The organism is Thioclava sp. JE_KL1 (genome assembly GCF_009296265.1).
Classification (GTDB): domain Bacteria; phylum Pseudomonadota; class Alphaproteobacteria; order Rhodobacterales; family Rhodobacteraceae; genus Thioclava.
In genome coordinates this window covers 1-22922 of the sequence record NZ_WBJS01000017.1, presented here as the reverse complement: position 1 = coordinate 22922, position 22922 = coordinate 1, and the positions used below count along the sequence as shown (strand labels likewise).

22 protein-coding genes and 1 tRNA gene are annotated in these 22922 nt (G+C 64.9%); 8 read left to right on the top strand and 15 right to left on the bottom strand.

Annotated elements, in window-relative coordinates; genetic code table 11:
• Positions 1-69 precede the first annotated feature (69 nt).
• On the bottom strand, positions 70-1431 hold the full coding sequence (locus F8R15_RS19175; RefSeq protein ID WP_152845670.1) for an ABC transporter substrate-binding protein: 1362 nt from the start codon (positions 1429-1431) through the stop codon (positions 70-72).
• Positions 1432-1461: 30 nt separating this feature from the next.
• Positions 1462-2487: a LacI family DNA-binding transcriptional regulator gene (locus F8R15_RS19170; protein WP_172976270.1), complete on the bottom strand. Its 1026-nt coding sequence runs from the start codon at positions 2485-2487 to the stop codon at positions 1462-1464.
• A gap of 569 nt (positions 2488-3056) precedes the next feature.
• Here F8R15_RS19170 and F8R15_RS19165 point away from each other — a divergent pair.
• Together F8R15_RS19165 and F8R15_RS19160 are read left to right on the top strand one after the other, a co-directional pair.
• The gene (locus F8R15_RS19165; RefSeq protein WP_152845668.1) at positions 3057-4136 is read left to right on the top strand and encodes a type III polyketide synthase; all 1080 of its coding nucleotides are present in this window, start codon (positions 3057-3059) and stop codon (positions 4134-4136) included.
• Entirely contained in the window at positions 4136-4633 is a 498-nt protein-coding gene (locus F8R15_RS19160; protein ID WP_152845667.1) for an isoprenylcysteine carboxyl methyltransferase family protein, read from the top strand. The genes F8R15_RS19165 and F8R15_RS19160 overlap by 1 nt, the downstream gene beginning before the upstream one ends.
• 59 nt (positions 4634-4692) lie before the next feature.
• Here the strand turns inward: F8R15_RS19160 and F8R15_RS19155 are convergent, their stop codons facing one another.
• Genes F8R15_RS19155 through pcaD form a run of 10 tightly spaced genes read right to left on the bottom strand, consistent with a single transcriptional unit; the run spans position 4693 to position 13446 of the window.
• Complete coding sequence (locus F8R15_RS19155) at positions 4693-6048, bottom strand: TRAP transporter large permease (RefSeq protein ID WP_078521001.1); 1356 nt, start codon at positions 6046-6048, stop codon at positions 4693-4695.
• Positions 6048-6530, bottom strand: a complete 483-nt coding sequence (locus F8R15_RS19150; protein WP_098411275.1) for a TRAP transporter small permease — start codon at positions 6528-6530, stop codon at positions 6048-6050. The genes F8R15_RS19155 and F8R15_RS19150 overlap by 1 nt, the downstream gene beginning before the upstream one ends.
• Positions 6531-6550: 20 nt before the next feature.
• The gene (locus F8R15_RS19145) at positions 6551-7600 is read right to left on the bottom strand and encodes a TRAP transporter substrate-binding protein (protein ID WP_083077499.1); all 1050 of its coding nucleotides are present in this window, start codon (positions 7598-7600) and stop codon (positions 6551-6553) included.
• Between the two features lie 47 nt (positions 7601-7647).
• Positions 7648-8817 carry a 4-hydroxybenzoate 3-monooxygenase gene (gene pobA, locus F8R15_RS19140; RefSeq protein ID WP_152845666.1) on the bottom strand — a complete coding sequence of 390 codons (1170 nt, stop codon included), beginning with the start codon at positions 8815-8817 and terminating at the stop codon, positions 7648-7650.
• Positions 8814-10133, bottom strand: a complete 1320-nt coding sequence (locus tag F8R15_RS19135) for a lyase family protein (protein WP_172976269.1) — start codon at positions 10131-10133, stop codon at positions 8814-8816. The genes pobA and F8R15_RS19135 overlap by 4 nt, the downstream gene beginning before the upstream one ends.
• The gene (locus F8R15_RS19130) at positions 10130-10972 is read right to left on the bottom strand and encodes a 3-keto-5-aminohexanoate cleavage protein (protein WP_152845664.1); all 843 of its coding nucleotides are present in this window, start codon (positions 10970-10972) and stop codon (positions 10130-10132) included. Before F8R15_RS19130 ends, F8R15_RS19135 begins: the two co-directional genes overlap by 4 nt.
• A 3-nt stretch (positions 10973-10975) precedes the next feature.
• Positions 10976-11575, bottom strand: coding sequence for a protocatechuate 3,4-dioxygenase subunit alpha (gene pcaG, locus F8R15_RS19125; RefSeq protein WP_152845663.1), 600 nt, complete (start codon positions 11573-11575; stop codon positions 10976-10978).
• On the bottom strand, positions 11575-12297 hold the full coding sequence (gene pcaH, locus F8R15_RS19120; protein ID WP_152845662.1) for a protocatechuate 3,4-dioxygenase subunit beta: 723 nt from the start codon (positions 12295-12297) through the stop codon (positions 11575-11577). Before pcaH ends, pcaG begins: the two co-directional genes overlap by 1 nt.
• Positions 12294-12668 carry a 4-carboxymuconolactone decarboxylase gene (gene pcaC, locus F8R15_RS19115; RefSeq protein ID WP_246831894.1) on the bottom strand — a complete coding sequence of 125 codons (375 nt, stop codon included), beginning with the start codon at positions 12666-12668 and terminating at the stop codon, positions 12294-12296. The genes pcaH and pcaC overlap by 4 nt, the downstream gene beginning before the upstream one ends.
• The gene (gene pcaD, locus F8R15_RS19110; protein ID WP_152845661.1) at positions 12661-13446 is read right to left on the bottom strand and encodes a 3-oxoadipate enol-lactonase; all 786 of its coding nucleotides are present in this window, start codon (positions 13444-13446) and stop codon (positions 12661-12663) included. Before pcaD ends, pcaC begins: the two co-directional genes overlap by 8 nt.
• A gap of 76 nt (positions 13447-13522) precedes the next feature.
• Between pcaD and F8R15_RS19105 the strand changes: the two genes are divergently transcribed.
• Positions 13523-14443: a LysR substrate-binding domain-containing protein gene (locus F8R15_RS19105; RefSeq protein ID WP_152845660.1), complete on the top strand. Its 921-nt coding sequence runs from the start codon at positions 13523-13525 to the stop codon at positions 14441-14443.
• A 47-nt stretch (positions 14444-14490) separates the two neighbouring features.
• On the opposite strand, the gene F8R15_RS19100 is transcribed toward F8R15_RS19105, so the two are convergent.
• Positions 14491-15420: a hypothetical protein gene (locus F8R15_RS19100; protein WP_152845659.1), complete on the bottom strand. Its 930-nt coding sequence runs from the start codon at positions 15418-15420 to the stop codon at positions 14491-14493.
• Positions 15421-15751: 331 nt separating this feature from the next.
• Between F8R15_RS19100 and F8R15_RS19095 the strand changes: the two genes are divergently transcribed.
• Both F8R15_RS19095 and F8R15_RS19090 read left to right on the top strand, forming a co-directional pair.
• Entirely contained in the window at positions 15752-16597 is an 846-nt protein-coding gene (locus F8R15_RS19095) for a hypothetical protein (RefSeq protein WP_152845658.1), read from the top strand.
• A 253-nt stretch (positions 16598-16850) separates the two neighbouring features.
• A complete protein-coding gene (locus F8R15_RS19090) occupies positions 16851-17081 on the top strand; it encodes a hypothetical protein (protein WP_332836450.1) in 231 nt (76 codons plus the stop codon).
• 153 nt (positions 17082-17234) lie between these two features.
• Here the strand turns inward: F8R15_RS19090 and F8R15_RS19085 are convergent, their stop codons facing one another.
• The gene (locus F8R15_RS19085; RefSeq protein ID WP_152845656.1) at positions 17235-18131 is read right to left on the bottom strand and encodes a LysR family transcriptional regulator; all 897 of its coding nucleotides are present in this window, start codon (positions 18129-18131) and stop codon (positions 17235-17237) included.
• Between the two features lie 144 nt (positions 18132-18275).
• On the opposite strand from F8R15_RS19085, the gene F8R15_RS19080 reads away from it, so the two are divergent.
• The 3 genes from F8R15_RS19080 to F8R15_RS19070 are packed head-to-tail and all read left to right on the top strand — an operon-like array spanning position 18276 to position 22656.
• A complete protein-coding gene (locus F8R15_RS19080; protein WP_368731098.1) occupies positions 18276-19505 on the top strand; it encodes an aromatic ring-hydroxylating dioxygenase subunit alpha in 1230 nt (409 codons plus the stop codon).
• A gap of 4 nt (positions 19506-19509) precedes the next feature.
• Positions 19510-20580: a hybrid-cluster NAD(P)-dependent oxidoreductase gene (locus F8R15_RS19075; RefSeq protein WP_152845655.1), complete on the top strand. Its 1071-nt coding sequence runs from the start codon at positions 19510-19512 to the stop codon at positions 20578-20580.
• A 39-nt stretch (positions 20581-20619) separates the two neighbouring features.
• Positions 20620-22656 carry an NADH:flavin oxidoreductase gene (locus F8R15_RS19070; protein ID WP_152845654.1) on the top strand — a complete coding sequence of 679 codons (2037 nt, stop codon included), beginning with the start codon at positions 20620-20622 and terminating at the stop codon, positions 22654-22656.
• Between the two features lie 171 nt (positions 22657-22827).
• Here F8R15_RS19070 and F8R15_RS19065 read toward each other — a convergent pair.
• Positions 22828-22904, bottom strand: a tRNA-Met gene (locus tag F8R15_RS19065).
• Positions 22905-22922 lie beyond the last annotated feature (18 nt).

Below are 22922 nucleotides of genomic sequence, written 5' to 3'. Positions count from 1 at the left end.
TCCATGCAGTCAGAGCGGGCTTTGGTCCCGGGGCAAGGCGCAGCCGCCCTGCCCCGGCCAGAGGTCGGATCAGTTGATCTTGCCCAGCTCGTCGTTCATCTTCGCGACCGCATCCTCGGCCGAGATGTTGCCGTCGATGAAGTCGCGCACAACCCGGTTGATGACCTGGCTGTTGAGCATCTTCGAGGCCAGCGCGAGCTGCCCGTCCTTCACACCCCAGCGCTGTGCGGTGTCGAGACCCTTGGTGATCTCGTCGACCACGGCCGGCGCGTAGAGATCCTTGAGCGGCGCCTTGCGATCCACGCCCACCGGCAGGGTCGCCCAGAGGTTGGTGAACTTCTCCGGATCCGCATCGGTGCCGCGACGGGTCGGGAACTTGCCCTCGGGCGCGATCGACAGCGTCTGCTCGTAGCCGTCATTCATCGAGTAATCGACGAATTGCTCGGCCGCTTCGGTGTCGGCATCCGCAGTGATGGTGAAGTAACGCAGGTCCGCCCAGCTCGCACCATCGGGGTTCGACGGGCCCGCAAGGTTGGTCACGACGCCGGTATCCTTCGACAGCTCGGTCGAGGTCGGATCGTCGTTGATCATCGGCGGGGCACTGTCACGCAGACCGGCCAGCTCGTCGAGAATGAAGGGCGACCACATGATCATCGCCGCCTTGCCCGCGAAATACAGCTCGCGCGACTGCTTCCAGTAGTTCTCGCCGGGCGGGGAGGCGTCGGCCAGCTTCTTGTAGAAGTTCAGCACCTCGACCGTCTTCTTCTCATCGAGCGGCTTGAAGCCGTCCGGTCCCACCGGCGAGACGCCGTTGGCGAGGAAGATCTGCTCGAGGATCTGGCTCATGTAGTTCTCGTCGACCTTGGTCGCGGCGACGAAACCATACATGCTCGGCGGATTGTTGAGCTTGTCGAGCGCGGCTTCGATCGACTTGAAATCGGTCGGCGGCGCGAGGCCCGCCTTGTCGAACAGGTCCTTGCGATAAAGGATCATCTGGGTCCAGCCATCGACCGGCACGGCGGCGTAATCGCCATCGGTCTCGACCATCTTCAGCGCGCCGGGCGCGAAGGTCGCCGGATCGAGCTTGTCGACCACATCGGTGCTCGCCAGCGTGTCGACGATGCCCGCATCGGTCCAGGGCAGCACGTTTTGCAGCGGCGTGTAGATCACGTCGGGCAGATCACCCGCCGCGAAAGCCGCGGTGGCGCGCTGGTTCAGGTCGCTTTCCGTCACCGGGATCACGTCGACGGTGATGCCGGTCTTGGCCTTGAAGTCGTCGGCCATCTGCTGCTGCTTGGCCAGACGTTCGGGCTGTTCCTCAGTGGTCCAGAACTTGATCGTCTCGGCCTGCACCGCGACGGCGCCCGCCATCAGCGCCAGCACGGTCGAGCCCATCAGCATCGCCGTTTTATGTCCTCGAATTAGCTTCATTTACTTTCCTCCCGGTAGATTGCGTTTCTCTTATGGGTCGACGGGTGGCCCGTCGGAGCCTCCCGGTTCCAGTTGCGCCGCCACCAATTCCGTCAGCTCTCCGGGCGGCGCACCGCGGAGCTGCGCGATCAGCAGTGACGCGAGACGCGCGCCCGCGTGCTGGCTGTCGACTGCGAATGTCGTGAGGGGCGGATCGACCATCCGGCCCTCGGGAATACCGTCATAGGAGATGATCGACAGGTCGCGCCCGATCGTCAGCCCCCGCTCGCGCGCCACGTCATAGGCCCCCAGCGCAGTCGCGTCGGTGGAATAGACGATCGCGGTCGGGGGATTTGGCAGATCGAGCAGATCGCGCGCGGCCTGCGCACCTTCCGAACGGTCGGAGATTTCCATCACCTCAAGCGCGGGATCGAAGGGCAGACCGGCCTCTTCCAGCCCCTCGCGGTAGCCGTCGCGGCGCAGCAGCGCGAAATTGTAGCTCGCATGCGACCCGGCAAAGGCGATGCGGCGATGACCGAAGCCCGCCAGCCGCGCGACCGCGGCACGCATCGCGCCCTCGCCATCCACGTCGTACCACGACAGACCCGGATCGGGCTGGCCGTGGCCGGTGCGGCCGAACAGCACGAAGGGCACGTGTTTTGCCTGCAGGAACTTCACCCGCGGGTCCACGACCTGCGTCCGCGGCAGGATGAAGCCGTCGACCTTGTGCTCCTGCAAGAGCCGCGTGACCGTGTCCTCCATCTCCTCGCGCGAATTCGACGAGGCGATCGTCAGCGTCCAGCCTTCCAGCGAGGCCTCCTGCGTGATCCCGCCCAGGAAATCCGTGAGGAACGGCCCGTAGCGGTCCGGCGCGTCCAGTTCGAGCACCAGCCCCAGCGCCCGCACCCGCCCCGTGCGCACGGCCTGCGCATAAGGCATCGGCGCATAGCCCATCTCGGCGGCGACGCGCGCCACGCGCTCGCGGGTCTCGGGAGAAATGTCGGAATAATTGTTGAGCGCCCGCGACACGGTGCTCTTGGTCAGGCCCAGCGCCTGCGCAAGATCAGAAATCCGCACCCGGCGCGGCACCGGTTCGGACGGTTTCTTATTTGTGTCGCGAATCTCCTCCATGGCGAGAGACTAGGTTAACGAAACCGATTTCGTAAAGCCGAAACCGGTTTCGAAACACGAATTCAGCCTCAAGTCGCCGTGTGCCGCGCTGCGGCAATGTGGCTATTGACGGGCCGTGTTGAGGCCCGAGAATTTTTGAAAAACCTTGCGAAATCAGGTTACTAAAGGACGAATTTGACACAGCGGAGGACCGTGCGTTTGCCGTCCTCTTTCGCTGCACCGGTAGTCCGCCAGCGCCCGGCCCGGGGAAACATCGCCCCATTGCGATCACAGCTTGGTGTTGAAGACAAAACCGCCGCGCGCGCCTATCGAAGAAAATCCCCTATTCACATGCTGTTACGCGCGACTGTTAAGCGACCCGGCTTCGCCGCCCGGCGCCAGCTCCCTTTCCTTGCAGCTGAACCAAAGGTCCCTCTCGTCCGTTGACTTGCAGGGCAATCCAAACGCGCCCCCGAGTTTTTCAAAAGTTTCCTCAAGGACTGACCAGCATCAGCCTTCAGCGGAAAGGAATTGCCATGTCAGTTTATCTCCACGGTCTCTCGACTGCGCTACCGCCGCATTGTCTCGCGCAATCCGAGGTGCGTAAGCGCGCCGAGATCATCTTCGGCGAGACCTACCCGCAATTCGAGCGGCTATCGAAGACCTTCGACACGGCCGGGATCGATCGGCGCTATTCGGTCGTGCCGATCGATTGGTTCTCGGAAGAGCACGGCTGGGCGGATCGCAACGCGGCTTTCATGGAAGGCGCGAAGGCGCTGTTCATCGACGCGGCGCAGGCGGCCCTCGACACCGCAGGCTGGCAGGGCTCGGAGGTCGATTGCGTGGTCACGGTCTGCTCGACCGGGCTCGCGACGCCCTCGCTCGAGGCGCAGGTTCTCGGCGAGATGGGATTTCGCAATGACATCATGCGGGTGCCGATCTTTGGGCTGGGCTGCGCGGGCGGCGTCTCGGGGCTGTCGACGGCGCAATCCATCGCCGCGGGGCGTCCGGGAGCGAAGGTGCTGCTCGTCGTGGTCGAGACCTGCTCGCTGTCCTTCCGCGCGGACCGGATGCAGAAGGCCGATATCGTGGCGGCCGTGCTGTTTGCGGACGGCGCGGCTGCGGCCTGTATCAGCACTGAAGCGCCGGGCGCGGGTCAGGTGATCTCGCTTGGCCAAGGCCACCAGAAAACATGGCCCGACACGCTCGACATCATGGGCTGGGACGTGGACGAGATCGGCTTCGGCGTGATCTTCGACCGCTCGATCCCGGGCTTCGTCACGTCCGAGTTCGCGGAAGCAGCCGATGGCGCGCTCAAGGCCGCGAACCTCGACCATGACGAGATCGACCGTTATGTCTGCCACCCCGGCGGCGCGAAGGTCGTGGAGGCGATCGAAGGCGCGCTGCATCTGGAACAGGGCGTTCTGGATGCCGAACGCGCCGTGCTGCGCGAGGCGGGCAACATGTCCGCACCGACGATGCTGTTCGTGATGCGGGCGGTGTTGGACGCGGGCAAGACCGGGCAGATGATGGGCTGCGCACTCGGTCCCGGCTTCACCGCCTCCTTCCTGCCCTTCCATGTCGGTCCGGCCCAAAGCGAGAGGGAGGCCGCCTGATGGTCCTCCCGAGCTTCCTGTTCCTGGCTTTCATCGTCGTGCAACGGCTGAGCGAATTGGTGATCGCCAAGCGCAACACCGCCCGGCTTCTGGCGCGCGGGGCCCATGAGGTCGGCGCGTCGCATTACCCGATGATGGTCGCGATGCACAGCGCGTGGATCCTCTGCCTGATCGTCTTCGGGCTCGGCCAGCCGGTCCACCTCGGCTGGCTCGCCCTCTTCGCGGTCCTGCAGGTTCTGCGCGTCTGGATCCTCACCAGCCTCGGCGCGCGCTGGACGACGCGGGTGATCATCCTCGACGAGCCACTGGTCGCGCGCGGGCCGTTCAAATACGTCTCGCATCCCAACTACATGCTGGTCGTGGCCGAGATCTTCGTGGCCCCGATGGTGCTGGACCTGCTCTGGGTCGCAGTGCTGTTCACCGTTCTGAACGCGGCGATGCTCTGGGTCCGGATCGGGGTCGAACACAAGGCCCTCGCCCCGATGCGCGCGGGCTGAATGCGAAACGGGGGGCGCCTCCGCCCTCCGTTCTATCTCATCCGTTCATCTCGGGCGGCTCAGCCGCCCAGCACCCGCGGCAGCCAAAGCGTCAGCGCCGGGAAGCCCAGCAGAAGCGCGACACGCACCAGCTCGGACAGGAAGAACGGGAAGACACCGCGGAAGGTGGTGCCCATCGGCACGTTCTTCGCCAGCGCCGAGATCACGAAGACATTCATCCCCACAGGCGGCGTGATCAGTCCCAGTTCCACCACGACAAGCGCGAGGATACCGAACCAGACCTTCAGCTCGTCGGTCGAGAGGCCGAAGCCAGAGCCGTCCGCCATCTGGTAGAGCCCGCCATTGATCTCGACCAGCACCGGCCAGAAGAAGGGCAGCACCAGCAGGATCATCGACATCGAGTCCATCAGGCAGCCCAGCACGATCAGCGCGATCAGCAGGATCGCCATCACCATCATCGGCGGCAGGCCGGAATTCACCGCCATATCGGCAGCCGCCTGCGGCACCCCTGCCCGCGACATGAAAATCTTCAGCAGCTCGGCCCCCAGCAGGATCAGGTAGATCATGCCCGTCGTGCCCGCCGTCTCGAGGATCGACGACCGCATCGCCTCGCGCGACATCAGTCCGCGGAAGAGCCCGTAGACGAAGACCGCGAAGACACCGATCGCAGCGGCGGGCGTCGGGTTGTAGAAGCCCGCATAGATGCCGCCGATCACGACGCCGAAGATGCCCAGCACCGGCAGCACGCCGCGCGTGGCCGCCCAGAACTCGGCCTTGTCCGACACGCCCTGCGCGGGGCCTGCGCTCGGCACGAGGCGGACATAGATCGCGATGGTCATCAGGAACAGGACGACCGCGATCAGACCGGGGATCAGAGCGGCCATGAACATGGTGACGATATTGGCCTCGACGATCACCGCGTAGATCACGAGGATCACCGAGGGCGGGATCAGGATGCCCAGCACCCCACCTGCCGCGACCGAACCGGTCGCGAGTGCGGGCGAGTAGTTGTAGCGCTCCAGCTCCGGCAGGGCGACCTTGCCCATCGTCGAGGCCGTGGCGAGCGACGACCCGCAGACAGCGCCGAAACCCGCGCAGGCGGCGATCGAGGCCATCGCTGTGCCGCCGCGCATCCAGCCGAACCACGCGTTCGCGGCGCGGAACATATCACGCGACAGGCCCGTCTTGGTGGCCAGCGCCCCCATCAGGACGAACATGGGCACGACCGAGAGGTCATAGATCGAGAACTGGCCGTAAGCGAGCGTCTTCAATTGGCTCAGCAGGATCGCCGGGCCGTTGATGATCGCGGTGCCGCCAGCGCCCACGACGATCATCGCATAGGCGATGGGCACACGCATCACGATGAGCCCCACGAGAATGGCGAGGCCCAGCAGGCCGAGAGTAATCGGGTCCATCAGGCACGCCCCGTCCAGTTGTCCCGCAGGCTCAGCGCTGCGGCGATGAAAAGTAGCGCCAGCGAAGCAAGCGCGGGAAGGTAGGCCCACCAGACCGGGATCTGCAGGATCGTGGTCGCGAGCGAATAGGATTTCTGATCAAGCATCCCGAAATACATCCGCCACAGCAGGAGCGCCGCGAAGCCCAGCGCGAGCACCGAGCCGATCGACGAGAAGCGGCGCTGCACGGCGGCGCTCAGTTTCGAGGTGAAGATATCCGCGGTCACGTTCTGATCGGCCAGTTGGCAGTAAGGCAGGAACATGAAGGCCGCGATGGCGACCCCCATCTCCGTCAGCTCGAAGTCTCCCGCGAAGGGCAGCCCGATAAAGCCGCCCACCACGGTCCAGACGTTTACGGCGACGATCGCTGCAAGCACCCCGCCTCCGGCGAGGGCCCAGGCATAGATCGCCTTGCGCAAGAAAGTCTCAGTTGCAGAATGCATGTTCGTCGCCGCTCCGTTGGTTACTGGCTCGCCAGGTTCTTTTCTTCTTCAGCGGTCAGCTCGCGGGCTTCTTTCACCAGCGCCGGACCGTCGATGCCTTGGCCTTTCACCTCGTCTTCCCAACGGGTGACGACCGGCTGCATCGCGTCCTTGAAGGCTTGGGTCTCATCGGCCGAGAGCGTGATCAGCTCGTTGCCATCCGCTTCGGCGGCCTTGATCCCGTTATTGTCGCTGGTGCGCCAGATATCACCGACCTGCTTCAGCCACGCCTCGTCGGAGGCCTTGCGGAACGCCGCTTTGACGTCATCGGGCAGGCTGTCCCACTTCGCCTTGTTCATCGACACCTGGAAGATCGAGGTGCCCAGACGCCAATGGTCCTGACCTTCGATCTGGTACTGGGTCTGCTGCTGCAGCTTCAGCGCGGGAATGATTTCCCACGGGATCAGTGCACCGTCGACGACCTTCTTCGAGAGCGCCTGCGGCAGTTCCGGCACCGGCATCGCGACCGGCTGCGCGTTCAGCGCCTCGATCACCCAGGCCCCTGTGCGCGACGGCGTGCGCAGCTTCATGCCCTTCACGTCGGCGGGGCTGTGAACCGGGGTATCCACGGTGTGGATGCCGTTGCCCGCATGGGCGTGCAGGAACATCACTTCGAGGCCCTTGTCCTCGTATTCCTGCTTCAGCTCCTTATCGAACATGTCGCGCATCGCGAGGTTGGTCGCGGCCGGGTCGTTGTTGAAGACGGTCGGCAGTTCGAACACCTCGGTGCGCGGGAAGAGACCGGGCGTGTAGCCGTTGAGCGTCCAGATCAGATCGACCACGCCGTCGCGTGCCTGCTGCACGAGTTCCGGCGGGCGACCACCCAGCGTCATCGCGGGGTAGATGTCGATCTTGACCTTGCCGTTCGACAGCTCTTCGACGCGCTTGGCCCAAGGCTCCAGCATCTGCGTCTGCACCGGCGCCTTGGCGCCAAGGAAATGGTGCAGCTTGAGGGTGATCTCCTGTGCGAAGCTCCCGCTTGCCCAAAGCATCGCCGCGGCGCTCAGCCCCAGCAGTTTCGTAAATTTCATCGTTATTTCCTCCCTTTATGCCCCTCGCGCGGGGGCGGTTCGGCCTGTCAGTAAGGCAGGCCCACGTAGTTTTCGGCAAAGCTCTTGCGTGCGGTCTCCGACATCTGGAGATACTCGAATTCCGCGCGCTGCATCCGGCGCTCGAACGCACCCGTTTCCGGGAAATCGTGCAGCATCGAGGTCATCCACCACGAGAAGCGCTCGCATTTCCAGACCCGCGACAGCGCCGTCTCGGAATAGGCGTCGAGCCCTTCGGACGTGCCGTGGTTGTAGAACCGATCGAAGGCGCGGTGCAAATAGTAGACGTCGGACGCCGCGAGGTTCAGGCCTTTCGCGCCGGTCGGCGGCACGATATGGGCGCTGTCGCCCGCAAGGAACAGACGCCCGTGGCGCATCGGCTCGGAGACGAAGCTGCGCAGCGGCGCGATCGACATCTCCAAGGGCTCGCCGGTGACCAGCGTCTCGGCCACATCGGCCGGGATGCGGGTGCGCAGCTCGTCCCAGAACCGCTCGGCGGGCCAGTCTTCCAGCTTCTCGCTCAGCGACACCTGCACGTAATAGCGGCTCAGCGTGGGCGAGCGCATCGAACACAGCGCAAAGCCCCGATCATGGGCCGCGTAGATCAGCTCGGGCGCGGCGGGCGGCGTCTCCGACAGAAGGCCGAGCCAGCCGAACGGATAGGCGCGCTCGAATTCCTGACGGTGGGTTTCGGGGATCGCCTTGCGCGAGGGGCCGTGGAACCCGTCGCAGCCCGCCACGAAATCGGCGGTCAGGGTCTTGGCCTCGCCCTCATGGGTGAAATGCACGGTGACACCGTCGCCTTCGATCCCCTCGATTGCGGTCACCTCGGCCTCGTGCAGCACCGTGCCGCCGCGCGCATCGCGGGCGTTATACAGGTCCTGCGTCACCTCGGTCTGGCCATAGACCATCACGCCGCGGCCCGTCAGGTCCTTGATGTCGATATTGAGCCGCTCGTCATGCCACGAGATCTCGACCCCGTCATGGATTTCGCCCTGACGGTCCATCCGCGCGCCCACTTCGGCGGCGCGCAGCAGATCGACCGTGCCCTGTTCAAGCACCCCGGCCCGGATCCGCGACAGAACATAGTCGCGCGAGCGCCGTTCCAGCACGACGCTCTCGATCCCATGCAGGTCGAGCAATTGCGACAGCAGCAGCCCGGCCGGGCCCCCACCGATGATGGCGACTTGAGTCTTCATGCGTTTCCTCCGCAAAGGTCATTGCAGCGCTGCGCAAAAGCGCGCGCCTGCGCCGGGGCCTGCCCTGCCGCCAGAAGCGGATCGGTCAGGGTGTCCCCGTCGAGTTCGGGATGGGCGGCCAGCAGTGCCGCCACCGGATCGGGTGCAGCCATCGCCTCTTGCACCGCCGATTTCGCCGCGTTGCGCGGCAGCGTCTTGGCGAGCGTGAAGATCGCGCGCTCGGCATAGGGGCCGAAGCCCGCCGCCTCGAGATTGGCGCGCATCCGAGGCGCGTCGGCCTCGAGCCCGTCCAGCATCTCTCCGGCGAGGCGCAGCGACGCGCCGCAGGCCACGAGGATCGGGCGCAGGCTCATCCATTCCAGCGCCCAGGCGGCGCCGTCGCGGAACTGACCGTGCAGCGCGGATTCGAACAGGCTTACCTGCAGATGCGCCGCGTGACGGGCGAGTGCGATCAGCGCCTCGGCGGCCACGGGGTTCGATTTATGCGGCATGGTGGACGAGCCACCGCCCGCGATCCGCACCTCGTTGATCCCCGATTGCGCGAGCGTCACGACATCGGTGCCGATCTTGCCCAGCGAGCCGGTCAGCAGCACCGCCTGCGCCCCGGTCGCGGCTATCGCATCGCGGCGGCTGTGCCAGGGCTGATCCTCGGCCTGCAGGCCCAGCGCCGCAGCCACGCGATTGCGCACCGCCTGCGCTTTGTCGCCCAGCGCCGCATCGGTGCCGACTGCGCCATGCAACGAAATCCGCCCAGCGCCTTGCATCACCGCCAGACGCGCGGTTGCGTCGATCAGCGGCTGGCCCCAGGACGCCACCAGCGCGCCGAAAGTCACCGGCAGGCCAATCTGGCTGCGGGTGCGCCCGGCCATCACCGTCTCGGCCTCGCGCCCGGCCAGCGCGCCGGTCGTGCGGATCACGCCCCGCAACCGCGCCGCGATCACGGCGAGCGCCTGCGTCATCACAAGCGCCGTCGCGCTGTCGATGATGTCCTGCGAGGTCGCCCCCCAATGGAGCGCCTGCCCCGCCTCTTCCGACAGCTTGCCGCGCAGATCGCCCAGCAGCGCGGGAACCGGTACGCCATCGCGCGCAGCCCCTTCGGCCAGCGTCGCGGGATCGGGCTGATAGCCATGCAGCTTTCCCGCAATCTCGGCGGCGGCAGCCTCGGACACGACGCCTTCGGCAGCGCAGGCCTCGGCCAACGCCACCTCGACACGCACCATCGCCGCCAACAAAGCGGCATCGCCAAGCATCGCACCCAGTTCCGGATCGCCGTAGAGACCGGACCAGAGCGGGCTGTCGAGGGGCGAGAGGCTCATGCGGCCCCCTTCATCGGCAGCGCGAGGATCTCGCGCGCCTGCTGCCATGTGGCAACCGGACGGCCCGCCTTTTCGCACAGATCGACCGTGCGCTGGACCAGCGCCGCATTCGACGGCGCGAGCGTGTCGCGATCCAGCCGGATATTGTCCTCCAGCCCGGTGCGGCAATGCCCGCCGGTCTCGATGCACCATTGGTTGACGATCGCCTGCCCCGGCCCGACGCCCGCGGCGCACCATGTCGCCTCGGGCAGCACCCGCGCACGGGTCTCACGCATGAAATCGAACGCCGCACGGTCGACCGGCATCGCGTTCTTCACGCCCATCACGAATTGCACATGGACATTCGCGGGCAGCCGCCCGTCGCCGACCAGTTTCGCGGCCTGAAAGATGTGGCTGAGATCGAAGCATTCGATCTCGGGGCGCAAGTCGTAGGTCTTCATCTCGGAGGCCAGCCAATCGACCAGATCCGGCGGGTTCTCATAGACCCGCGTCGGGAAGTTGTTCGACCCGACCGAGAGCGAGGCCATGTCGGGCCGCAATGGCAGCATCCCGCCCCGCGTCTTGCCCGCGCCGGACCGGCCACCGGTGGAGAGCTGCACGATCATGCCGGGGCAATGCTGGTGCAGCCCCTCCATCAGCCGCGCGAAGCGGTCGGGGTCGGAGCTGGGCGAGCCATCCTCGTTGCGCACATGGCAATGCGCGATGGTCGCGCCCGCCTCGAACGCGGCCTGCGTCGACTCGATCTGCTCGGAGATCGTGATCGGCACGGCGGGGTTGTCGGATTGCTGCGGCACGGAGCCGGTGATCGCGACACAGATGATGCAAGGGTCCTGGGTCATGGCTCAGATATCGAAGAAGACGGTTTCGCCTGCACCTTGCAGACGGATTTCGAAGCGGTATTCGCCCGGGCCGGTCGCTTCAGCGACCATCGTGGCGATCCGGTCACGATGCTCGATCCGCGCGAGAAGCGGGTCGCCCGACAGATCGTCCTCGGGGAAATACATCCGGGTGTGCAGCCCGTGATTGATCCCGCGCGCGAAGATCCAGAACGAGATATGCGGCGGAGTTTTGCGGTCGCCCGAAAGCGCAATCGCGCCGGGCTTGATCGTCTCGAAGGTGATCTCGCCGGTGGTGAAATCGGCGGGCATACGGCCGAAACCGGAGACAGCCGGGTCGGCCCCCTCCTGCCCCGGATAGATCCCGGCGGCGTCAGCCTGCCAGGTCTCGACCAGACAGTCGCGCAGCGGCAGATCGCCCCCGTCGACGACGCGACAGGTGATCTTGATCCGGTCGCCTTTCGCCTCCGGCCCGGCGATCTCGCGGCCCAGCGTCTCGAAGGGCACATCCTCGATGCCGCAGGCTTCGGGAACCAGACCGATATGGACGTAAGGCCCTGCCGTTTGCGAGGGCGTCAGGATCGGCTTGTCGAATTTCTGCACCATTACATGCCCTCCGGACGGTTCTCGAAATGGGTCTGGCGGTGGCCGCGCAGCACGATGTCGAAGCGGTAGGCAATCGCGTCCATCGGTTTCGTCTCGCTCATGTCGAGCGCCGCGACGAGCCGGTCGAGCGCGGCCTTGTCGGGGATCGTCTGCGCGATCGGGCAACGCGCGATCAGCGGATCGCCCTCGAAATACATCTGGGAGATCAGGCGCTGGCCGAAGCTGTGGCCGAAGATCGAGAAGTGGATATGGGCAGGGCGCCATTCGTTCGGGCCATTGGGCCACGGATAGGCGCCGGGCTTCACGGTGCGGAACGCATAGGAGCCGTCTTCGCCGGTAATCGTGCGCCCGCAGCCGCCGAAATCGGGATCGAGCGCCGCCAGATAGCCGTCTTTCTTGTGACGGTAGCGCCCGCCCGCATTGGCCTGCCAGATCTCGATCAGCGCGTTCGGGATCGGCCGGTTGTTCTCGTCCAGAAGCCGACCGTGCACGATGATCCGCTCGCCGATGGCACTCGTGCCGGGGCGGGCATAGTTCAGCAGCAGGTCGTTATCGAGCGCGCCGAGCTTCATATGGCCGAAGGTCGGGCCCGTCTCCTCGCTGGGCGAGCTGTCGAAGGCGATCAGCGCGCGCTGCGGGCTGCGCAGCACCGAGGTCTTGTAGGCTGGCGTGAAGAGAGGCGGATGGATACCGGCCTCGCGGGGGATCAAACGACCGGTCATTGGCCCATCTCCTTCAGCGTTTCCTTGATGATCTTGATCGCGTGATTGGCGCGCGGCACGCCCGCATAGACCGCGACATGCAGCATCGCTTCGCGCAGGTCTTCCGGCGTGGCCCCCGTGTTGGCGGTGGCGCGGGTATGCATCGCGATCTCCTCGTGATTGCCCTGCGCCGCCAGAAGCGCGATCGTCACGATAGAGCGTTCGCGCGGCGTCAGGTCGGGCCGCGACCAGACCGAGCCCCAGGCGCCCTCGGTGATGAATTCCTGAAACGGCGCGTCGAACTCGGTCTTGCCCGCATCGGCGCGGTCGACATGGGCGTCGCCCAAGACGCGACGGCGCGTTTCCATCCCTGCTTCATATCGCTCAGACACGCTCATGCTCCTTCAGAAATTCAGTAATGAGGCGCGCCACCTGCTCGGGCGCCTCGATTGCGGGAATATGCCCCGCGCCTTCAATCAATTCGGCCCGCGCGCCGGGAATGGCGGCGGCCATCTCCATGACCTGCTCGGGCGGGGTTGCGCCGTCATGACTGCCCGCGATCACGAGGGTCGGGGCGGAAATCTCGGGCAGAGCGTCGCGTAGATCGGCCCCGGCGAGCGCCGCGCAGCAATTCGCATAGCCCTTGGCGGCGGTGCGCGCGACCGCCGTCACCCAGAGCGCGCAATCAGGATGGGCGCGGAAGGTGGGACCGAACCAGCGCTCGATCACGCCTTGCGCCATCGCAGGCAGGCCCTGAGTTTCCACGGTGGCGATCCGCTCGGCCCAGCTTTCTTCGGTGCCGATCTTGGCCGCCGTGTTGCTCAGAACCAGCGCGCGCACGCGCTCGGGGGCGATCCGCGCGATCTCCTGCGCGATCATGCCGCCGATCGAACAGCCGACGAAAACCGCCCGCTCGATGCCCAGATGATCGGCCACCGCCAATGCATCGCGCGCCAGATCGGTGATCGTGGGGGTGGCGTCAGAGGTCGCGCTCAGCCCGTGGCCGCGCTTGTCCATGCGCACCAGAAGATAGCCGGAGAGCGGGGCGACAAGCCCATCCCACATCCGCAGATCGGTGCCCAGCGAGTTCAGACATATAACCGGAACGCCCTGTGCCACACCGTCTTCGCGGTAATGGATATGCCCCCAGTCGCAAATAAGTGCGTGCATCCTCTTCCTCCCGCCATAATCTTTTCTGAAGTTTTCGCTTGAGCCAAATATAAAATGCACGTTAATCCATAACCCCATGGCTATGCATAAAGGTCTCAAGCTGCGGCACATCCGCGCCTTTCTCGACACGATCGAGGCGGGCGGCGTCTCCGCTGCGGCACGCAAACAGGGGATTTCACAGCCTGCCCTGTCGAAAACCCTCTCCGAGATGGAGGCGATGCTGGGCGGCGCGCTGCTGGAACGGCGTGGACGGCGCCTGACCGTGACGCCCGCGGGCGAGGCGTTTCGCCGCCACGCGATACAGGCGCTGCAGGAACTTGAGGCAGGCGCCGCTGCGCTGAGCGGCGACGGGATCGGCGACGTGATCAATGTGGGCGCGCTGCCGACCGTGGCGGGCTCGATCTTTCCGGGCGTCGCGCTCGACTTCAGCCGCGCCCATCCGGGCACGCGGCTCTCGATCAGCACCGGGCCAAACCTGTATCTGCTCGACCGCATCCGGTCGGGTGCGCTGGACCTGATGATCGGGCGGATGCCGGCGGCGGGAGACATGCCGGGGCTGCGCTTCGATTTCCTCTATGAGGAAGAGGTCATCCTCGCGGCGCGCGCGGGCCATCCCTTCGCGAACAGCCCCGCCCCCGAGGCGCTGCGCCGATGCGACGTGATCCTGCCCACGCGCGGCGCGATCATTCGGCGCATCGTCGATGATTATCTGGGCGCACAAGGCATCACCGAGCCGCGCTGCCCGATCGAGACCGTGTCGCTCGCGACCGGGCTCGGGCTGCTGGAAGGGTCGGATATGCTGTGGTTCATCTCGCGCGGCGTGGTGGCGCGCGAACTCGCCTCGGGGCTTCTGGTGAGCCTGCCGCTGGGCGCGCAGTTCATGTCGGGCGCGGTCGGGCTGACGATGAAGCACGAGATGACCGAACGCCCAGAGGTCGCCCGGCTGACCGCGATGATGCATGAGGCCGCCCGGCTGCGCGAGGTGACAACACGCTGAGACGCAGCCAAGCCGCCCTGCCCCGGCGTATCACACCTCAAAAGGCGTTATGACCCGGGCGAGGTCGTCGCGGCGCGCGCCTGTCTTTGCGCCTGCCTGCGCGCCTTGAAGGCCGCGACCAGACGCGGGATGCGATGTTCCTTGCCGCGGCTGGCGAGATGGTCCTCCATCACCTTGCGGTAAAGGTAGATGTCCTTGCGGCCTCGGGTCGACCGATAATACCAATCCTCGCTCAGCTCGCCCGTGACCGCGCGCGCAATGACCGCCTTCAGAAGCTCCATCCGGCGCAGCACCAGCGCCGTCTTGTGTCCCTGCCCGAATGCCTTGAGCAGCGTGACGTTATCGCGCGTCAGACGCTCGAATTGTTGCATATCCTCTTGCAGGAACGGATCGCAGACCACCCAGACCTTGGCCGCACCGCCGCTATGCTCCGCTGCATCCGAGCGCGGCAGCGACCAGTCCTGATCGCGCCCGCGGGCAAAGCGCCGCTCCCACGGGACCAGATCGCGCGCGAGCGTCGTCTGCGGGCTGAAGGCCACCACCTCGCAGCCCGGCGCCAGATCGGCGAAGGCCAGCGCGCCGAAGCCGCCCATCGAGGTGCCCGTCATCACGACCCGTGCGTATCCTTCGAAAAAGCCCTGATCACGCAATGCCTCCATCCGGGCGATCAGCCGCGCGTCGCGAAACCATGTCGGGCCCTGCGCCACCACGCCCAGATGGCTCCAGCCATTGTCGCGGATGAATTTCTCGGCCCAGGGCCGGATGTCGTAGCCGGGATAGCCCGCATCCGAGAGGTTATCGAACGTCACGACCAGCGTGGCCGGGTCGCGCGCGACATGGATCAGCGCGTGTTCGCCCAGCTTTTCATAGAAGCCGTCACGGGGCCCTGCGGGGAAAATCTCGCGATACCAATCGGGCAGCTTCTCCTCGAGCCCGGACTCATCGCCTGCGGCGTCGTCTTCGAAATCATCGGCCATCGAGATCGCTTTTTCCTGCTCGGGATCGATTGAGGTCTGACATTTTTTCTTGCGCCGATCAATTACATACGGATGGTTTGGTGCTATCGTCACGGCGAGAACGACATAAGAAAAACCAGAGAGATCGGGCACTTTTATGGCAACAGGGAAGCGGAGCGCAGAACGTGGCCTGAGCCGCAGAATGCGGAATGGATCGAACCCGTCATATTGTGAACGAGATTTCGTGCATTCTCGCCCCCGTTGGACGCCCGACGTCTCCACCGAACTTACCGGATACCGCCCCCGCGCAGCCTGACCGCCGCGAAAGACCTTTCCAATCAGGAGCCTACCCTTGTCCCAACTGCCGACGATCGCGACCCTGTGGATCGGAGACCGCCTGTCCTGGCTCGAACAGCTGAGCCTGAAGTCCTTCGTCGACGCGGGCCATGATACGCTGCTCTATTGCTACAACCTGATCCCGAACGCCCCGCCCGGCGTGACCCTGCGCGATGCGCGCGAGATCTTCCCGGGCGACGAGATCATCCGCCACAAGCGCACCGGCAGCCCCGCGATCCATGCCGATCTGTGGCGCCTGCATCTGATGGAGAAGACCGATTACATCTGGGTCGATGCCGATGTGCTCTGCGTGAAGCCCTTCGATTTCAAAGATGATTACGTGTTCGGACTGGAGAAGCCGCACCTGATCTGCAACGCGGTGATGCGCTTGCCAGCGGAGTCGCAGACGCTGCGCGGGCTGCTGGATTTCGTGGCCGATCCTTACGCAATCGGGCCATGGCTGAAGGAAGAGCAGCAAGAGGAACTGCGTGCGGCCCGCGACCGCGGCGAACCGGTGCATTTCTCGGAACAGGAATGGGGGCTGACTGGCCCTGCCGCGTTGAGCCACTTCCTGCGCGAAACCGGCGAATGGGACCATACCCTGTCGCAACAAGCCTTCTATCCGATCCCGTTCAAGAACCGGAACAAGATGATCATGTCGCGCTTCGATGTGGAGACGGATTTCCTCACCGACGACACATATGCGGTGCATATGTGGGCACGCCGGATGAAGCCGCGTCTGGAAGAGGCCGAGAACAACCGCCCGCGGCGCGGCAGCTACATGCACAAGGCGTTGCAGAAACACGGGATCGACCCGTCCGAGGCCCCGATCCCGCCCAAGGTGAAACCCGTCGACGCCTGAGACGGCGGGGTCTCCGGCAGTCGACGCGGGGTGCGAAAGCGGAGTCCCTGCCCGCGCCCAGCCTTGACCTCGACGGTCCGCTGACCCATCTTTTTTGCTCAGATGCAGGTCACACTGAACGTCCGAGTGCTCGAACCTGCATCCAGATGATGTTAGCCTGCTGTTTCATTGACCCGGCTTGCAGCCACAGACAATCCGCCTTTGCTGTTCAGCCCGGAGGAGGTCCGCCATCAGCGCTCAGATACTCGCTGCAGTGATACTTTTGCCCTTCCTGTTCGTCGCACTCTACGCGGGCATTCACGAGTTTCTCCGGTTCAGATCGGAGGGACGCGCGAATTACGGTCTGATCTTCGATGAAGAAACGGGAACTTCCTACGTGACCGGCATCGCGGAAGAAGAGGACGCGTTCGACCCTGACGACTTCGACCCCAACGACTACAACGATCCCGAAGTCGCCGGGGAACCGGATGAGAGCAAAACCTGAGAATTGCGGCCTCTGAGCCTTCTTTGTCGGCGCGACCGCTCACGGGCGGTGCCCCCCCCCCCGGCCCTAAACCTTCACGCTTGAGCGCTTAGGAACGTGGCGCGTGCCTGTGCGATGCGTTCGAAGCGAGCGAACCCTCGCGGCAGTCTCCAGTCAGCCGTCCGCCTGCGTGACGCTCTGCGCAACCAGCCAGTCGCGGAATTTCTTCGCCTTTGCGGAAGCGCGACGGTGAACTTTGATGTAGAAGCACTGTGGCGACACCACGCTTTCCGCGCCAAGCGCGACGAGCTCTCCGGCCTCGATCAGGTGGCCGACCAGGCCGTCCCAGCCAAGCAGAGCGCCGACGCCTTCCTTCGCCATCTGCAGCCCGATCATGTAGTTGTTGACGGTGATCCGTTTGCCGGTCGGCTGCGGAGCGCCGAGCTCGGACAGCCAATCGGGCCATTCGGTCCAACGATGGCGCTCGCGCGTGATGTGGATCAGCGGGATGCGGTGCAAGTCATGCGCGGAGGTGATGGCATAGCGCGCAGCAAAAGCCTCCGAGCCCACCGCGCAGATACGGTCCTGAAAAAGCTGCGTGCAGCTTTCGTCCCCCTGGGGAAACTCGCCGTAATGCAGGCTCAGATCGACGGTCGCCTCTAAATCCACGGCGTCGCTGACGATCTGCGAGACGTTGATGTCGGAATGGTTCAGCCAGAATTCCGTCAGTTTGGGAGTGAGCCACAAAGAGCTGACCGCGGTCGACGCCAGCACCATCACGTCGTCCTCCGCAACAGGCCCGCGCATATCCCTCACCACGTCGGATATCGCCTCGAAGCTGCGCTGCACGGCGTTGAAAAGATAGGCCCCCGCCTCGGTCAATTCGACGCCGCGATGCTGGCGGCGGAACAGTTGCTGACCAAGCTCCGTCTCGAGCGCCCGAATCTGATGGCTGACGGCCGTCGGGGTCACGTTCAGCTCTGACGCCGCCGCCTTGAAGCTTAATTTTCGGGCAGCAGCCTCGAAACAATTCAGTGAGCTAAGCGAGGGAAGATCATAGGGGCGCTGCATGATGTCGGTTTCGAACCATTCCGTGTCGAAATATGTCTTAGGTGAGCTGAACTCACCCGGGATGAATATTTATGACGTTGAGAGGCACGAAAAAGCAAATTTGAAATGAGGTGAAATCACGCTTGGATAGGAAAGGCCGCGCCCGTGACACCTCCTCTTGCCGATCTGCTCGCACATCGCAAACCCGGGTATTCTCTCGACCGGGCCTTCTATACCGACCCGGGCATCTTCGAGGAGGATCTCGAGCATATCTACTACCGCGAGTGGCTTTATGCGATTCCGGCCTGTCAGCTGGTCAAGACCGGCGACTATGCGCGGCTGAAGATCGGGGCTTATGACGTCATTCTGGTCAAGGGCAGCGACGGCGAGATCCGGGGCTTTCACAACACCTGCCGCCACCGCGGCTCGATCCTGTGCAAGGCCTCGGGCGGTCGCGTGGCCAAGCTCGTCTGCCCCTATCACCAATGGACCTACGATCTCGATGGCAGCCTGCTCTGGGCGCGCGAGATGGGGCCGGAGTTCGACCCGAAAGAGCATCGCCTGCACGCGGTTCAGACCCGCGATCTCTGCGGCCTGATCTATATCTGTCTGGCCGACGACGCCCCGGATTTCGAAGCCTTCGCGGCCATGGCGCGCCCCTATCTGGAGGTCCACGACCTGCACCGGGGCAAGGTCGCCTTCACCTCGTCGATCATCGAGGAAGGCAACTGGAAGCTGGTCTGGGAGAACAACCGCGAGTGCTATCACTGCTCGAGCAACCACCCCGAGCTGTGCAACTCCTTCCCGCTCGACCCGGAAGTCGCGGGCGTCTCCGCCGATGGTTCGATCTCGGCCCGGCTTCAGGGGCATTTCGACCGCTGCGAGGCGGCGGGCGCACCGGCGCAATTCCGTCTGGGTGGCGACGGCCAATACCGGCTGGCGCGGATGCCGCTGCAGGACAATGCCGTCAGCTACACGATGGACGGTCAGGCGGCGGTGCGCCGTCCCCTCGGTCGCGTCGCCCTGCCCGATGCGGGATCGCTTCTGAAATTCCACTACCCGTCGACCTGGAACCACTTCCTGCCCGACATCACGCTGACCTTCCGGGTGATGCCGATCAGCCCCACGCAAACCGAGGTGACGACCTGCTGGATCGTGGATCGCGATGCGGTCGAGGGGGTGGATTACGATCTGGATCGTCTGACTGAAGTCTGGATCGCCACCAACGATCAGGACCGCGAGATCGTCGAGGACAACCAGCGCGGCATCAACTCTCCCGCCTATACGCCGGGCCCCTACAGCCCGGACTGGGAGTCGGGCGTGATCCAGTTCGTCGACTGGTATGCCGACACCATGACCCGCGCGATTGCCCCGCGCAGCGTCGCGGCGGAGTAGGCTCATGGCTGCAACCGCTCAACCGCTCCTTCAGTTCTGGACCGATGACGAACCGCTGGAATGCGTCAACTTCCTTCCCGAGGCCCCGAATACGGCGAGCTTCACCTTTCGTCCGCCCTCGGGCGCGCTGTTCCACTTCAATCCCGGGCAGTTCGTGACGCTGGAATTGCCGGTGGCGGGCGGCCCGCTACACCGGACTTTCACGATCTCCTCCTCGCCATCGCGCCCCACCTCGCTCACCGTCACGGTCAAGGCGCAGCCGGACTCGCTCGGCACGCGCTGGATGCTCGACAATCTGCGCCCCGGAATGCGGATCAAGGCTCTGGGACCGGCGGGGATGTTCTCGAACGTCGTTCATCCGGCGTCGAAATACCTGTTCATCTCGGCAGGCTCCGGCATCACCCCGATGATGTCGATGACGACGCAGCTCTATGACGCTGGCAGCGACCCGGACATCGTTTTCATCAACTGCGCGCGTCGTCCGTCGGAGATCATCTTCCGCGAGCGGCTGGAGCATATGGCCTCGCGCCTGCCGGGGATCGCGCTGACCTGGGTGGTCGAGGAACAGGATCGCTACGCGCCCTGGACCGGGATCAAGGGGCAGCTGAACCAGCTGATCCTCGGTCTCGCAGCCCCCGATTATCTCGAGCGCGAGGTGTTCTGCTGCGGCCCCGAGCCTTTCATGCGCGCGGTACGCGAGGCGCTGACAGGGCTGGGGTTCGACATGGACCACTACCATCAGGAGAGCTTCAACGCACCGACCTCCGACCGCCCCGTCGAGCCCGAAGACGACGTGACCCCCGACGAGGATGCCGCCGTCGAGGTCACCTTCGCCAGATCCGGCAAGACCGCGAAGATCAAGGAGACCGAGACCCTGCTCGCCGCCGCGAAAGCTGCGGGCGTGCCGCTGCCGTCTGGTTGCACCTTCGGGGTCTGCGGCACCTGCAAGATCAAGACCAAGGGCGGTCAGGTCCACATGGTCCACAATGGCGGCATCACCGATGACGAGATCGAGGAAGGCTACGTTCTCGCCTGCTGCTCGAACCCGATCGGCGACGTCTCGATCGACGCCTGACGCCCCTACCCTCAAGACCCGACCTCAAGGAGTCCGCCCATGTCCAGTGATCCGCTTCTGCAGCCCTATCAGCTCAAGCATCTGACGCTGAAGAACCGCCTGATGATCACGAGCCACGAGCCCGCCTACCCCGAGGACGGGATGCCCAAGGATCGCTACCGCGCCTATCATGTCGAGCGGGCGCGCGCGGGCGTGGCGCTGACGATGACGGCGGGCTCCGCTTCCGTCGCCCGCGACAGCCCGCCGGTCTTCAACAACATCCTCGCGTGGAAAGACGAGGTCGTCGGTTGGATGAAAGAGTTGACCGATGCCTGCCACGAGCACGACTGCGCCGTCATGATCCAGCTTACCCATCTCGGGCGCCGCACCCGCTGGGACAAGGCCGACTGGCTTCCGGTCGTCTCGTCGAGCCATGAGCGCGAGGCCTCGCACAAGGCCTTCCCGAAGAAGGCCGAGGATTGGGACATCGCGCGCATCATCGAGGACTATGCCGACGCCGCAGAACGCATGAAAGCGGCGGGGCTCGACGGGATCGAGCTGCAAGCCTATGGCCACCTGATGGATCAGTTCTGGTCGCCTCTGACCAACGATCTGGACGGCCCCTATGGTGGCAGCCTCGAGAACCGTCTGCGCTTCACCTTCGACACGCTGAAAGCGATCCGCGCGCGTGTGGGCGAGGAGTTCATCGTGGGCGTGCGCTACACCGGCGACGAGGACCTGCCCGGCGGCATCACCCGCGAAGAGGGGCTGGAAATCTCGCAACGTCTGAAAGACAGCGGCATGGTCGATTTCCTCAACGTGGTGAAGGGCCATATCGACACCGATGCGGGCCTGACCGACGTGATCCCGGTGCAGGGCATGCGCAGCGCGCCGCATCTGGATTTCGCCGGAGAGATCCGCGCCGCCACCCAGTTCCCGACCTTCCATGCCGCCAAGATTCAGGATGTCGCCACCGCGCGCCACGCGATCGTGGAAGGCAAGCTCGACATGGTCGGCATGACCCGCGCCCATATGGCCGACCCGCATATCGTTGCCAAGATCATGCGCGGCGAGGAAGAGCGTATCCGCCCCTGCGTCGGCGCGAATTACTGCCTCGACCGGATCTATCAGGGCGGCATGGCGCTGTGCCTGCACAACCCCTCGACCGGGCGCGAGTTGGAGGTCCCCCATGAGATCGCCAAGGCCGATGCGGCGCGCCGCGTGGTCATCGTCGGCGCCGGTCCGGCGGGGCTCGAGGCCGCCCGGGTGGCTGCGGAACGCGGCCATGCGGTCATCGTGCATGAGGCCGCCAACGATCCCGGCGGGCAGGTCCGGCTGACCGCGCAATCCAAGCGCCGCCACGAGATGATCCAGCTGATCCAATGGCGTTTCGCCGAGTGCGAGCGTCTCGGCGTGAGTTTCCGGTTCAACAGCTATGCCGACGCGGACACCATCCGCGCTGAACAGCCCGATGTCGTGGTGATCGCGACCGGCGGCCTACCGCATACCGAGGTGCTGGATGCAGGCGACGATCTCGTCGTCTCGTCCTGGGACATCCTGTCGGGAAACGCCCGCCCCGGCAGCAACGTGCTGATCTATGACGACGCTGGCGACTACGCCGCCCTGCAGGCCGCCGAGACCCTCGCCGCCAGCGGTGCCAAGGTCGAGGTCATGACGCGCGACCGCAATTTCTCCTCCGAGGTCATGGCGATGTCCCTGACCCCGTCCTTGCGCGAATTGCAGGCCCGCGACGTGACCTTCACCGTGCTTTGGAAACTGACGGGCGTGGCGAAAGACGGCAACGGTTTGGTCGCGAGCGTCGGCAGCGATTATGGCACCTTCACCCGCGAGCGGCAGGTCGATCAAGTCGTCGTCAATCACGGCACCCGCCCGCTCGACGACATCTATTTCGACCTGCGCGAAGACGCGACCAATCAGGGCGAAGTCGATTACGAAGCGCTGATCGCCGGCCAGCCGCAAACGGCCACGCGAAACCCGAGCGGCGCCTATCAGCTCTTCCGCATCGGCGACGCCGTGGCCGCGCGCAACACCCATGCAGCAATCTACGACGCCTTGCGACTGATGCGCACGGTCTGATCCTGGAACAGGGCGAGCGGTGCGCTCCAGTAGTCTCCCACGGGACGGGAGCCTGGGGCATACTGCGCTAGCTGCGGCCAGTGCAGGGGGGGAGGTCTGCCTTCAGGCCAGCTGAAGCGCAAAAGCCTCGCGGGTAGCGAGGCTAAGCGTTTGCTTTTCTTCATAAGACATTGGTTGCGGGAGTAGGATTTGAACCTACGACCTTCAGGTTATGAGCCTGACGAGCTACCGGGCTGCTCCATCCCGCGTCCGTTGAGCGTTTGCCT